The sequence below is a fragment of the Thermoanaerobacter thermocopriae JCM 7501 genome (genome assembly GCF_001310975.1).
GTDB classification, from domain to species: Bacteria; Bacillota; Thermoanaerobacteria; order Thermoanaerobacterales; family Thermoanaerobacteraceae; genus Thermoanaerobacter; species Thermoanaerobacter thermocopriae.
Genome location: NZ_BAZY01000002.1, coordinates 72,670 through 87,585, shown reverse-complemented (window position 1 = coordinate 87,585; position 14,916 = coordinate 72,670). Strand labels below are relative to the sequence as shown.

8 protein-coding genes and 2 pseudogenes are annotated in these 14,916 nt (G+C 33.1%); all 10 read right to left on the bottom strand.

Going from position 1 to position 14,916, the window contains the following annotated elements; all coding sequences use genetic code 11:
• Positions 1-15: 15 nt before the first annotated feature.
• Positions 16-1,773, bottom strand: coding sequence for an ABC transporter substrate-binding protein (locus JCM7501_RS01350; protein ID WP_028991591.1), 1,758 nt, complete (start codon positions 1,771-1,773; stop codon positions 16-18).
• 305 nt (positions 1,774-2,078) lie between these two features.
• Entirely contained in the window at positions 2,079-2,663 is a 585-nt protein-coding gene (locus JCM7501_RS01345; RefSeq protein WP_245599035.1) for a substrate-binding domain-containing protein, read from the bottom strand.
• Between the two features lie 37 nt (positions 2,664-2,700).
• Entirely contained in the window at positions 2,701-3,786 is a 1,086-nt protein-coding gene (locus JCM7501_RS01340) for a LacI family DNA-binding transcriptional regulator (protein ID WP_028991593.1), read from the bottom strand.
• 478 nt (positions 3,787-4,264) lie between these two features.
• Positions 4,265-5,035 carry a hypothetical protein gene (locus JCM7501_RS01335; protein ID WP_028991594.1) on the bottom strand — a complete coding sequence of 257 codons (771 nt, stop codon included), beginning with the start codon at positions 5,033-5,035 and terminating at the stop codon, positions 4,265-4,267.
• 38 nt (positions 5,036-5,073) lie between these two features.
• A pseudogene (locus tag JCM7501_RS01330) lies at positions 5,074-5,833 on the bottom strand (TSUP family transporter).
• 277 nt (positions 5,834-6,110) lie between these two features.
• Complete coding sequence (gene dusB / locus JCM7501_RS01325; protein ID WP_028991595.1) at positions 6,111-7,076, bottom strand: tRNA dihydrouridine synthase DusB; 966 nt, start codon at positions 7,074-7,076, stop codon at positions 6,111-6,113.
• 138 nt (positions 7,077-7,214) lie between these two features.
• A complete protein-coding gene (locus tag JCM7501_RS01320) occupies positions 7,215-10,883 on the bottom strand; it encodes a 5'-nucleotidase C-terminal domain-containing protein (RefSeq protein ID WP_028991596.1) in 3,669 nt (1,222 codons plus the stop codon).
• A gap of 373 nt (positions 10,884-11,256) precedes the next feature.
• Positions 11,257-12,423 carry a mannitol-1-phosphate 5-dehydrogenase gene (locus JCM7501_RS01315; RefSeq protein WP_028991597.1) on the bottom strand — a complete coding sequence of 389 codons (1,167 nt, stop codon included), beginning with the start codon at positions 12,421-12,423 and terminating at the stop codon, positions 11,257-11,259.
• A gap of 1 nt (position 12,424) precedes the next feature.
• On the bottom strand, positions 12,425-12,865 hold the full coding sequence (locus JCM7501_RS01310; protein ID WP_004399758.1) for a PTS sugar transporter subunit IIA: 441 nt from the start codon (positions 12,863-12,865) through the stop codon (positions 12,425-12,427).
• A pseudogene (locus tag JCM7501_RS01305) lies at positions 12,858-14,911 on the bottom strand (BglG family transcription antiterminator). The gene JCM7501_RS01310 and the pseudogene JCM7501_RS01305 overlap by 8 nt, the downstream one beginning before the upstream one ends.
• Between the last annotated feature and the right edge of the window lie 5 nt (positions 14,912-14,916).

The window sequence follows — 14,916 nt, the reverse complement described above, 5'->3', positions numbered from 1 at the left end:
ATATACCCCCATTTATTATTGCGAAGCTTTCGGTTTTATCTTCATCAACATCATTGTCCCACCTGTTTGCCATCTGCCACCCCAAGTAACTGGATAAGCATATGGGTCATGTTCTGTTGGCCAATTCTCCCATGCTGCATTTGATGCTTGGAACCAGAGACCATTGTACCAAAGTGGTATAGCTGGCATATTCTTTAAGAAAATCTCTTCAAGTTGTGCAGCTGCTTGCTTGGCTTCTGGACTTCCTAGCTTTGTTTGGTTAAATTTTGCTATTAAGTCTTGTAATCCTGGCACATCAAAGCGCCCAAAGTTTCCATTATTCTGAGGACCGTTTTCTTGAACTTTGTTAAATAGCCAATTATACAAAGTCCATGGAGTTGACGTGACTTGGCTGCCAAAGTTATTAAATGATAAATCAAATGTTCCTTTCGTTAAATCCTCATAATATTTACTATAATCTGGAAATTTAGCTTCCGCATCGATTCCTACTGCCTTTAATTGATCTGCAACAATTTTAGCTGCTTCCATCCAATCTGTCCAACCATATGGCACACTAATCTCTAACTTAAATCTTTTTCCATCGGGTGCTGTCCTTACTCCATCACTTCCTAATTTAAATCCTGCTGCATCCAAAATTGATTTCGCTTTTTCTGGATCATAGGTATAGCCATATTTATTAACTACATTTTTATCATAATATTCTTCCCAAGCCTTAGCCGGTACAAATCCTAATGGATTTGCTGGTTCTACTTGGTTTTCATATACTTTTTCTGCTATTACCTTAGGATTGATTGCATATGCCATTGCTCGCCTTAATTCAACATTGTTTAATGGAGATTTAGTGGTATTGATAAACATAAACACAGTATTATCTGGAATCATATATGGCGGATTATCATAAAAAGTCGTTATACCGTAGTTAGCTTTCAAAGTCTTTATACCTGGAAGGAAAAAGTTACTTAAATCTAATTCACCTTTCATTAGCATTCCCAATGCAACGTTGTTACTAGGCACAATTAAATAAACTATTCTCTTTGGTGCTGGGGTCATATTCATTGCTTTTATGCCCCACCAGTTGTCATTCCTCTTGTAGACCATACGATCATTGCTATAAGTGTCAAATAAATAGGGTCCTGAACCTATAGCCTTCTCGTTTGCACCATTTAATATATCATCCTTAGATTTGTCTGCCCAAATGTGCTTTGGAATTATTGGTATCTGATACAAGTTATATGCCCATTCATGATAGTTTACAGTTGAGAACTTAAATATTACTGTTTTGTTGTCCGGTGTCTCTATAGATTGCAACCATTGCCACATCGGGCTATGATAAATCTCTGAATATTGCTTTGCTATTTCAAATGTAAATTTTACGTCCTCTGATGTTAAAGGTTTTCCATCTTGCCATGTGAGCCCATCTCTTAAAGTGATTTGATAAGTACTATCAGAGGTCCATTCACCTTTCTCTGCTAACCATGGTATGAATTCGTTTTTAAGTGGGTCATAGTTGAATAGTGTTTCATAAATTAATCCAACTGTACCTGTTACAGCATTCCATGGTGTTAGCGGATTCCAGTTGCTGGGCGGGCTCCATAATCCACCTCCAAAGTATACTGTTTCGTTTCTTTGATATGTTGTCTCCTGTGCAACTTGCTGTGTATTTGCATTTTGCTGGTTCGATTTATCGCTTGTTTCTTGACTCTTTTGTCCACAGCCTGCTAATGCGCCCATTATTAGCATTAACACTAATAATAGACTTAACAGCCTTCTCATCCTAAAAATCCCCCTTTTTGGTTTGTTGTTTCCTTTTATTTTAAAAAATTTTATTTTACTCCTCATATTCCCCCTTTCTTTGAATTTTTTAAAACAAAAGGCCTCTCAGCCTCTTGTTTTAGGCTATCGTAAAATTGGTTTTGTATTAAATTTATAAAAACGTGTTTATTATTTGATGGATTCTTTAATATTCTACATTCTAATATCACGCATATCACTATTTAACACTACAAAAACTATATTCTAATATTTTCAAAAGAAATAAAGTTTTTAATGAACACGTTATTATTCACTTTAAAAATTTTTTACGTAATTTTTTTTACCGAACCACGAACAATTAGATTCGTGTTTAACCTAATATCCTCATATATTTTCTCTGGATTATTTATTCGATATACAAGTTGTTGAATAGCTTTTACGCCTAATTGTTGTTTAGGAACATTTATAGTAGTTAAAGGAGGATAAGAAATCGCTCCCATCTCAATATTATCAAAGCCAATCACAGAAACGTCTTCAGGAACTTTTATATTTAATTCAGACAAAGACCTCATAAATGCCAATGCAATTTTATCATTGGCACATATCCAAGCGGTTGGAAAATCAGTATCATTTACATTTATTTTCTTTTTAAAATAATCCATGTCTTCTAAAAAATTTGGCCCTTTTAAATTTATATCAAGCCACACAAATTTTTCGTCGATTTGTATCTTAAATTCTTCCATATACATAATATACGCTTGATAACGTTTTTTAAAACTATATGACCATTCGTTATTACCAATAAATCCTATTTTTTTATGCCCATTTTGAATTAAGTAATTTATTGCATCATAAATCCCTTTTTCATTCGCCGAATTGATATAGTCATTTTTCTTATTGTTACTTAACACGTGTTTACAAATATTCATAAATAAAGGCGTAATGTCTTTATTTCATAGTTAGTGCATATTTATCATTTATTTTTTCTCTTTGCATTTCAATTCTTTTACAGGATTCTCTTTCTACAAGTTTTACAGGAACAACAAATTTAGCTGTAATAGCTATTTCTTCTTCAATAGACTTAATCAAATTTTCTACCGCCAATTCCGCCATTTGCAATAAAGACGCACTCATTGTTGTTAAAGCAGGTTTTAAATAACGAGATATTGTAATATCATCAAATCCGATTATAGAAACATCTTCAGGTACTTTAAATCCCATCTCTTCTAAAGCATGCATAGCTCCTATAGCCATTTGATCGTTTGATGCAAAAATTGCAGTCGGTTTTGCTTTTTTAAATAATTTATATGCAGCTTTATAACCGCTTTCTTCAACAAAATCTCCTTTTACAATTAAATTATTTTTAAAGGGAATTCCTGCTTCTTTCAATGCTTTTTTATATCCTTCTAATCTTGCAAATCCAGAAAGTTTTTCCATATCACCTGTTATATGAGCAATTTCCGTATGCCCTAAATTGATTAGATATTTTGTCGCTTCATACGCACCATTTACATTATCCATGTTCACTATAATGCTTTTGTTAAAAGCGTCATCTTCATCTTCCCTAATTTCCTGGTCGATTACAGCAGTCTTCAATCCAGCCTCAATTAAATTTTTTATATCTGGATCATCATTTTTTACTCCAATAAAGATTGCCCCATTTATAGTCTTGTTATAAAAGACTTCTCTTATTTTCTTATAATCTCTTGTTTTGTAAACAGTTATCACAAGCACGTTATAGCCTAATTGATTCGCAAAATCAATAACCGCCGTCGTAAAAGGCCCAAAGTAAACATTATCATACACCTTATGAATATCACTATTTTTCTTTAAATCAACTATCACCAATCCAATAGTTTTTGAACTTTTTCCTCTAAGCATCCTTGCTGAAGCGTGAGGAACATAATTATATTCCCTGATAACTTTTAAGACCTTTTCTTTAGTCTCAGGCGGAACATTCGGATAATTATTTATTACTCTTGAAACTGTACTACGTGAAACACCTGCAATCCTTGCAATATCCTTGCTATTCATGCACCTTACTCCTTATTAAGAGATAATTATAAATTCGTGTTTCTCTAATTATAATACAAATTTCCTTATATTTCAACAAAAGAAGCCCTCACCTGCTACAAAAAATTATTTTATTCTGTTCTCTATTTTTCAAGTCATATCTCGGTATTACGCCTGTACTTTTTTTAAATCTTACCATGCAAAGAAGTGCCATATTTTTTAACACTATATTATGCTATTATTTTTAAAAGCAATATGTTATTAAGAATCTTTATAACACAATCTTATAAACACGTGTTTACGGAATTATTATATAATATAACATTTACAAAAGTCAATATGACTTTTGATTTTCTTTTTGTTTTCAAATTATCAGACATCTTACAACAGCCTGAAGGTCGAACTTTAGTTTTGTCGCTTTGGAACATCGGAGCGACGATGCAAAATATCTCCTTTGAAAATTTTTTAACTTTGTCAACAAACTGAGGGATAGTACATACTATCCCCTTGAATACTCAAAAACTTCAGTATATTCACTCATAAAAATGTCAATAGGTAAAACCCAATATCCGTCATTATAGTCAATATCAATACCTGTAATTTTATAATATCCTCTCCAAGGAACCAATGAACAATACCAAACTTTTGAGTTGCTTTTATGAGCACTCCAATAATATCTCTCTCCTATATGTTTTGCTATTTCATCGACAACTGCAATTCTTTGTTGTAAAGTGGTATTGGGCACATAAAGTCCCCATGCTTCTCCAAAGTTTTCATGATAAAATCGAATAGACTCGTATATTACTCCTTTATTTGGTTCTGCAGTGAGTAAGCATTCATCATCAACGCTCCCATGATATCTTCTGCTATCGAATATAGCAGCATGTCTAATAGCACCTTGTATGTGAAATCCCGGGCTTGTGGCTAAAACAATATCGCCTATAGTAAAATTTTCAAAAGAGATATTGTTGCGATAGACTTCTTTTTTTCTTTTGGAAGAAATGTTTATCCCAAATGCTTCTTCATAATATACGTTTTTTAACAGTTCATAAAGGCTGATTTTATATCTTTTCTCTTCAAACTTTTCCTCATAGGGTTTTGACATCATTATGTGGTCTCCAATTTTCAAAAATCTATTATAAAAAGTTTTTTTGGGTATTGTGTTTTTCCTTTTAATTGCCTCTTTTTGATAGAATTCTATAATGTCAATTCCTTTATATTTTTTTGTTCTATTTTCCTCCCACATATATGCATCATCTCCATGATACATATATGTGGTTAATCCCTTTTATTTGTGCATGTCTTACTTTAATGATTTGTTATATCAAAAATCATTTTCACTGCATACAACAAAGTGACAGAAATCAATATAGCCTTATAAGCCGAGCTCCATTTTTTATAGCCAGCTTTGTCCCCAATCTTGCCCCCAGTATCATTGCTAACGCCATGGGAATTGCAATAGAATACAATATCTTACCATGTAACGCAAACATAATTAGTGAAGTTATATTGCTTACAAAATTCAGTATTTTCCCATTTCCTGCACTTATTTTAAAATCATAATTCAAAAGTGTTAAGAATAAAAAAATGTAAAATGAACCTGTTCCCGGTCCAAAAAAGCCATCATAAAAGCCAAGAACTATAGAAATTATAAGGCCTATTGCAATAGTCTTTTTATTAACGCCTTCAAATTTGTTTTCATTGCCTATATTTTTAACAAACAAGGTATATATTGCAACAAACATCATTAGAATAATTATAATTATCCTTAATTGCGAGCTATCTAACAAAAGTACAGTTTTGACTCCAAGAATTGCACCTAATAAAGTCCCAAATACTAAGTATTTTAACAAATCTCCATCATACACTCTATACTTTATAAAAGTTAAAGAACTAGTAAAAGAAGCACAAGAAGCAGCAAATTTGTTAGTTCCAAGCGCAAAAGCTGGAGGTACTCCAAGTACTAAAAGCCCTGGAAGCTTATTATACCGCCTCCACCCGCTATAGAATCAATAAAAGCAGCTGCAAATCCTATACCGCAAAGTGCTACAATATATTCAATTGACAACGTTACCACCTCAATGTAAATAAAATGCTTCTCAATTTATAATAGCATCTCTTTTACATTTTGTCACTTATCTTCTAAAAGTCATGCTAAAATTGCTGCAAGACTCAGGCTGCAGACAAGGTTCTTTCAATAAGTCTCCGCTTTCATGCGCAAAGTGCATTTCGAAGTATCTTAGTGTGTCCCCTCTCTTAAAATAAGCCTTGGGCACACTCAGATACTTGAGCTTTAACTGAAGCATAAAAAGGAGGAAACTTTTAATGCAATAAAAGGTTTGTCTTCAATTTGCATATGTCTTTGCTATATTTAATAAAAACTCTTTTATTTCTTCATACTTTTCCATTTTAAACACTGCTTCCCTCAGTTTAGCACTTCCATATAATCCCTTTAAATACCAAGCAATATGTTTTCTCATTTCAAGAATACCTGTACGTTCACCTTTGTATTCTATCATCATTTCCAAATGCCTGATAATCACTTCTATTTTTTCTTGTATTGTCGGCTCAGGAAGTAATTCTCCGGTATTTAAAAAATGTACAGTTCTTTTAAATATCCAGGGATTGCCCTGCGCCCCTCGTCCTATTAAAATTGCATCACATCCCGTTTCCTCCAACATTCTTTTTGCATCTTGTGGTGTAAATATATCGCCATTGCCCATAACAGGTATTTTTACGCTTTCTTTAACTTTTTTTATTATACTCCAGTCTGCTTTTCCAGAATAAAATTGTTCTCTCGTCCTTCCATGTACTGCTATTGCTTTAACGCCAACCTTTTCAGCAATTTGTGCTATTTCTACTGCATTTACATGATTATCATCCCACCCTTTTCTTATTTTAACTGTCACAGGTTTATTTGATGCTTTCACAACAGATTCCATTACTTTTTCTGCTAATTCTGGTTTTAGCATGAGTGCCGCTCCATCACCATTTTTAACTATTTTAGGGGTAGGACATCCCATGTTTATATCGAGAATTAAAGCTTTGCTGTCATTTAGCCTTTTTGCTATCTCCCCCATAATATCTGGATCAGAACCAAATATTTGAAGAGCCACCTTCTCTTCCTCATCAATATCTGTCAACACTTTTGTATTTTCACTGCCATAATAAAGGCCTTTGGCACTAACCATTTCTGTGTATGCAAGGCCACAACCCATTTCTTGACAAATTAACCTAAAAGGTTTATCTGTAACACCTGCCATAGGAGATAAAAAAACATTATTTTTAAGAATTATATTACCTATTTTCAAAATTACTTCATCCTTTCGCTGTAAATCTCCTGTATATAATCCACTTACCTATATATTTTATCACATATTTTCTTCTCTTAACTGTCTTTGCAAAAAAGAAAAGCTGCGGTTTCCCACAGCTTTTCTCTTCTTTACCTCTTATTTAGTATATTTTGCGTATACATATCCAAATCCGCCATTATACTGTATCTGATACCATCCATTATATTCTCCAACTACTTTTAATTCTGTACCATATGGTACTGCTCCTATTTTCTTTGCATTTATAGAATTCCCTACTCTTACATTTAATCCGCTTTTAGCAGTGACTTTTACAGCTTTCAAAACAGTTACATTTGACGGATTTGGCGTTGCAGCAACGTATTTACCATAGATGTATCCTGTCTTGCCATTGTAGTCAATCTTGTACCATCCATTGACTTCTTCAAGCAATGTCACAACTTTTCCTGCAGGAAGTACTCCTATAATTTTGCTTGAAGTGCTTGTACCTGCCCTCACATTAAGCGCTGATGCAGTTACAATGCCATAGTTGTATACAGGTTGTGGTGCAGGTTGTGGTTGCGGTGTTGGTTGTGGCTGCGGTACTGGTGTTTCTTCTGTTACTGGAATAGTTGATACATACCAGTAATTTTCCACAGTTGGTGTAATTGTACCATGCTCTTGAATGTATCTGATCATCAAATTCCTTACCTGTCCGTCGTCGCCATAAGCTTTTGCAGAATCAAATACAATTTCTGGATTTGTTATTCCAGCAGCTTGCATAAATCCGCCGCCACCATTGAACCTGTAGTTATTTATTGCTACTGTGAATACATCATCGTCTTTGACAAGTTTACCATTTACTTTAAGGTTTTTAATCCTATGTCCTGCTGGTTGTGTTAAATCTATTACATAACTTGCACCGTACAATTGATCAAGATTGTAATCAGGTATATTCAAAGTAGGATCTTTTGTTATAGGATCATTTGGCGAAGAAACTTGTTTGTAATACCTTGCTGACCATTCTAGCCAGTCTTTTAATTGTTTTCCTGTCATCTTTATTCCATACAAGTAGTTTTCATATACATATACACCCATGATGTCTTGAATTGTTATATCGCCTTTCAATATCTTTGCTGAACTGCTAAGTGGTGCAGCAATTGACAGATCAGTTTTTGCATAATATTTTTGAACTTTGTTTATCAAATCCATTATAGCTGTCTCTTTTACTGTCTGTTCAGTACCTAAGAAGTCACCTGCTGCAACACCGATTTTTGTTCCTATATATTTAAGCGTTGCATCTTGATATGGTTGTGCCAGTTTAATGATGTCAGGATCTGCCTGTATAGAATCGTCCATTTTTACAGTCGTGCTCCATTTATCTCCTACTACCCATTTACCTTCTGCATTTTTGACAATGTCAAAGTATATTTGTGATACATATTCACCCCATTTACCAGGTTGTGTTATTATAACTGTATTTCCTGCAGGATTCGTATAAGTATGTTGTGGTATGTTAGCATGTGTATGCCCGGCAACTATTGCATCGATGCCATTTACTTGAGTTGCAACAGCAATCACCTGATTTTCTGGTATTGTATCCGTTGGCTTTTCTTCACCGGAATGCATAGTAACAACTACTATATCTGCTCCTGCTTCTCTCAACTTTGACACCCATTTATTAGCTTCTTCTACAAGGTCATTGAAGTGTAATCCTGCATAGTGGTCTTTATCTTCCCATGATGGTATAGTTTTAGTCGTAAGGCCTAATATACCCACTTTTACAGGTCCTTGTGGTGTATCAAATGTCTTAATGTAGTAAGGATCAACAAAGTTTGTTCCGCCATCTTTATAAGTATTTGCTGAAAGCACATGTATGCCTTCACTTCTCATGTCTTTTATAACTCTGTTTAAAACGTCAAGCCCATAATTGTATTCATGGTTGCCCAATGTCCAGGTGTCATATTTCATTGCTCCCATTACTTTTGCTAATGGATACTCTGTTTCAGTATCTATTTTGTTATAGTAGTAAGAAAGAGGTGTTCCTTGAATAGTATCTCCATTGTCTACTAATACCACATAAGGATACTGAGTTCTTACTTGTTTTATATATGTAGCTACTTTTGCAAGACCTCTATTAGCAGCTTTCGCATTGTTGTAGTCCCATGGGAATATATTGCCATGTATATCTGATGTAGCAAGTACTGTTACTAATATACTGTTACTTGTACCAGGTGCAATTCTATTGTCTATCTTTGAAGTAACAACTTTTTGCGCTTTGACTGCTTCTATAAATGCATCTCTTACAAGCTTGTAAGTATCCACATAAGTTTTTGCAACATCAGGATCTGTAAAACCTTTAAAGCCATCTCCGCCAGTGCCCATGAAATTGTTTGTTGCAACGAGATAAGTCTTATCCATTACTACTGGTGTTCCGTCAGATTTTTTCATGTCAAACACTCTGTGCATTGAAGGTTTCGTTGGATCATATTTAAAGGAAAGTCCTGCAACCTGTATGCCTTTTCCTCCATCTTGCACAGCCTGTTCAAGAATAGTTTTAATCTGGGCACCTGTCATTTTCATCGTAACTATTGTGTTGTCAAAAGGCATCAATTGATACATCATTCCAACAGTTATATCGCCTTTTGGAATATCAATCCTTAATCCACCATTATTGGCAAATCCAAAATCTGCTCCTACTACATCCTTTGTCACTTGTGCTGCCCAGTTACCTAAGAGAGAATCTCCATAAGGCTCAGCACTTTGAGTCCTTGTCAAATCTATTGCAGCTTGACCTATCACTTCGTTAAATATTGGTCCTACATCTTCAGAAGATTTATCGACAATGGCTTGTACTTCAGGATCCACTGCAGGATTTTGTGTAGAATACAAACCTGCAATGTCAATATATTGCATATCACCTGTTGTAACTGTGCCATCATCATTTAATGTAATCTTTAAATTGATAAATCCTTTGCCATAATTTGCAGCAACCCCCACAGGAATTCCATTAACTCTGGTAGTAACAATTGTATGGGTATGTCCACCGAATATAGCATCTACACCTTTAACTTGTTTTGCAAAGTCTATAAGATTACCTGTAGCATTACCTGACTTATCTTGATATGCACCCATATGTGCCAGTACAACAACAATTTGCGCGCCTTGGCTCCTCAGCTGCTTAGCTAGGTCATTCACAATAGGTACAGGATCTCTAAAATCTACATTTTGTATATATGCAGGCATTATTATATTTGGGAATTCTTTATTGTCTACGATGCCAATTATGCCGATTTTTACTCCATCTCTTTCAATAATTACATAGGGCTTTACATAACTCACAGGCTTCCCAGTTGTTTTATCATACACATTTGCTGCAAGAACGGGAATTGCTGAATCTTTAAGTGTAGCATTTTGCGTATCAATTACTGAATTAATACCCCAGTCATATTCGTGATTCCCAAGAGTTATTGCGTCAAAGCCAATGTTTTTCATCATGTCAATAACTGGCTGTCCTTTTAAGACGTTGGAAAGCGGCGTTCCTTGGAACATATCTCCGCCAGATAAAATTACAGTTCTGTCAGGATTTTGAGCTTTTATGTCTTTAATTTGTTTTGCCAAAACACCTGCTATTTGCTGCTTATAAATTGTCCCATCACTTAATTTACCATCGTTTTGTAAATAACCGTGAAAATCGGTGACTTCTATAAAGTCAAATGTTTTTGACGTTGCAGCAAAGGCTATCTGCGGTACCGCAGAGAAAAACATACTAAATACCATTATTGCTGCAACAAATATTGCAAGTATCCTTGACCTTGACCTAAACATTTACATCCTCCTTTTACTCGTATTTTTCTTAGAAAACAAATAGATTTTCAACGATCACCTCCATAAAAATTACAGGAAAAATTTTAGACATTTTAAGTATACCAGCGGAGTGTTAAATAGAAGTTAAACTATTATTAATTTTGTGTAAATTACAACACACATCAGATGTCAGACAAGTCTTAATATAATTATATAAAAGACTTTTTTGACCTTCAACAGCGATTTAGGGCAATATCACATGTTTATTTCCAATTTTACTCCCATTTGCTTTTTCTTTTATACGTTTACTTAATATTGTAGACATTTTTAACTTTATTATAATAAGCTTTCATTAAAAAAAAAAGAGAAAAGATGATATAGAATCCAATCTATATCATCTTTTCCTAAAAGTTTCTTTTAATTCTTTATACTTCTTTACAATTTCATGTAATAAATCACTATTTTCTTCTAAACCTGTAATTTTACTTATTGTTTTTTCTAAGCCGAAATTTTTAATGTCATCTTGAATTTTACAAGCCTGAGGGTCTTCCTTATAATCAAACAAAAACCCTGCAGCTATACCATATAGTATAAATTCAGGCGTAATTCCAATTTCATAACAAAGTTTGGCAGGCATCATTAACCGGTCATTTTCAGACAATTTCCTTGTTGGCTCTCTTCCCACTCTTACAACTTCGTCTTTTAAATAGGAGTTTTTGAACCTTTTTATTACTTTATTTGAATATTCTCTTAAATTATCAATTTTTATATTATGTTTCTTAGAAAGCGCGCTAGAAGCTTCCTCTTGCATTTTATAGACTATATTTCTTATAAAACCATCTTCAATCGCTTCATGTATATATTTATACCCTTTTAAGTATCCTAAATATGCAGTGGTAGCATGGGCTCCATTTAATAAAAATAATTTTCTCTCTATATAAGGTTCAAGGTCAGCGACAAGTTCCACCCCTTTGATATTTAAATCCCCAATAATTGCTTTTTTGTCAATATCCCATTCATAAAAATCTTCAACTGCTACATCTATTGGCAGTTCTTTCTTTATATCTACATTCGGTACTATCCTGTCCACAGCCGTATTAGGAAAACCAATTTTTTGATTTACGTACTCAATAAAATCTTTATCTTCTTTTTCCAATATACTATTTTTTAGTATATTTGTTGCAAACAGTGCATTTTCGCATGCCATTATATTCAAAGGTTTATCAATGTTAGCTTTTCTTATCTTTAAATAATTTCTTAATTTTTCCCCTATGCTCTTAAGATTATTAGCTCCTACTGAAGTCGTAATTATATCTGCATCTACAATAGCCTTGGATAGATTTTCTTCATCTTCGATATGAATAGCTTTGATGTTTTTTACTTCTTCCTTTTCCACATTATCTTTTAAAATAATCACATTATATCTTTTATAATTATTTATGCTTTCTACTAATTCTTTTGATATATCAACAAAAGTTATTTCATATCCAGACTTATACAACAAATATCCTATAAATCCTCTGCCTATATTCCCTGCTCCAAAATGAACCGCTTTTAACATATTATTCATCACCTTTTTGAAGTATTTCTATTATTTCTTGTTTTGTCCTTGCCTTTTTCAATTTCTCGACATTTTCTTCATACTGGCAGGTAAGAGCTATTTTTGATAATATCTCTAAATGTTCATCTCCCTTGCCTGCAATTCCTATGACAATATAGGCAATATTTCCATCTCCAAAATCTACTCCTTTAGGATATTGCGCTATAACTATTCCAGATTTTTTTATATATTTTACATACTCAGAAACACCGTGAGGAATAGCAATACCATTACCTATATAAGTTGTTACATCTTCTTCTCTTTTTTTCATACCTTCTATATATTCTTTTTCGACATAGCCATTTTTAAAAAGCAAATTCCCTACTCTTTCAATAGCTTGTATTTTAGATTCTGATGGTACATTTAATACGATATTATTTTCGTTTAGTATTTCTTTATTCATCTTCCAAAGCCTCCTGTGTATCATTTAGTATTGTAACTAAGCTATTTCTAATATCTTTGATATCGCCAAGCCTCAATATTTCATTAAAAGCTTTATCCTCAATCAACGAAATACTTATTTTACCTAACATCTCTAATATTTCACTGCTTTCTGCTTTCCTTGCTAACATCACAAGAAAAGTGTCTACTTCTTCATAAGAAAAACCAGCACTTTTCATCTTTAATGGAGTTTTTAGTTTATAGACGCCGACAAAAGGCATTACCATTTTGTCACTTCTTGTATGAATTAAAGCAATGTGGGTGTTTGGTATGACAACATTGCCCATGGCTTCCCTTTTAAAGATTAGCTCTTCTATTTCTTTTGCATCTTCAGTAAGCATTAAATCATATAAATCTTTTGCAATGAATTTTATTAAATCTGCAATAGTTTTTGCTTCCACGTATTTCAATTGCAAATTTCGAAGTATTTCATCTGCTATTTCAAAATTTCGTCTCCTTTCCACCATCGGCAAATTCCCTGTCAATTCTCTTTCTTTCTTGACTACATATTTCTCTATAAACTCTTCTACCTTTTTAATATCTTCTTCTGGCAAAAAAGGCGATACTACAATTACATTATCTTTTAAATCTTCAAGCTTTACTGTAGAAATTATTAGGTCATAGTCATCACTCTTTTTCTTATACTCCCATATTGCCCCAATGTCAATAGCATCAATTTCTCTAAAAAGAGTTTTTAATTTAGCTGATAATATTCTCGCCGTGCCAATCCCATTCGGACATATAACAAAAACTCTCAATTTTTTTGATAAAGCTTGCTGTCTTTCAATTGCAGCTCCAATATGCATTGTAATATATCCAATCTCTTCTTCAGGTATCATGAGATTATATTTAGAAAAAATTAACTTGCAAGCTTTATTTACTGCTTTAAACAAATCACCATAGTAATTTTTAATTTCTTCTACTAATGGATTGGTAGTCTGAAGTCCCATTGTCAATCTATAAAGGCAGGTTCAAAATGCTGTGACAGTCCTACAATAAGTTGTTCGTCGCAATTTATCTTTATATTTAAAAGCCGAGAAACTTCTTCCACAACCTCTTTTGATAAATCTTGTAAAGAAATGCCAAGTTCTTCAAATCTATTTTGTTTATAGACGTATTTTTTGGGACTTAAATGAATAGCCAAATATGCCAATTCAGCATCTGGCAAATATATTTCATTTTCTTTCAATATTTTTTCTACATCTTTCATGAAAATAAATTCATTAGAAAGCAAAATGTCCTTTACAAATTCATCGTTAAGCTGTATTGGCTTGTCTATTTTTGTTCTGTAAATAGAAACAAGTAAATGTACAAACATCCCAAAGTAATTTAAGTCGGATAAGTGACCATGTATAACATTCTTAATTTGTTGTGCAATTCTTTTCACTAATTGAACTAACTCATTGTCAAAAACTGTACTAAAAAATGTGTATACATATTTGTCTTTTTCATTATTATAGACAAAAGCTAAAAGTTCTTCTATGGGTTTATAGTTATAAAACAGCTCCACAATTGCACTTCTTTTATCTAATTCACTTCCTTCTACTTTAATCCCATAACCTCTTCTTCTGATAAGAGATAAATTTCTCATTTTCAGCCATTCTTCTATTTTGTCTAGATAGAGACTTATAGTTCCTTCTACAACATTAAATTGATAACTAAAATAAGCAGCTTTTATGGGTTCCTTTGAAAGTAACAATTGTATTGTCATCAATATTTGTCTTTGCTCTGGAGTTAAAAGCCATTGGAGAGGAATGGCGCCTAAAGAAGCATGGATTTTATCTAACGCTTCTTCCTCTCCTTTTAAAATGATTTGTCCATTGTCCTCTATAATAACAGCTTTATATTTTTTTAAATTATTGTTTATAGAGGCTATTTCTCTCATAATAGTTCTTCCACTTACATCCATAAGCTTGGAAAGGTCCTCTATATTAGAAGGACCTTTCTCTATCAAAGTTTTTAATATAAATTTTTGTCTTACAGTTAGATCTTCCATACCCTTCACCATAAATT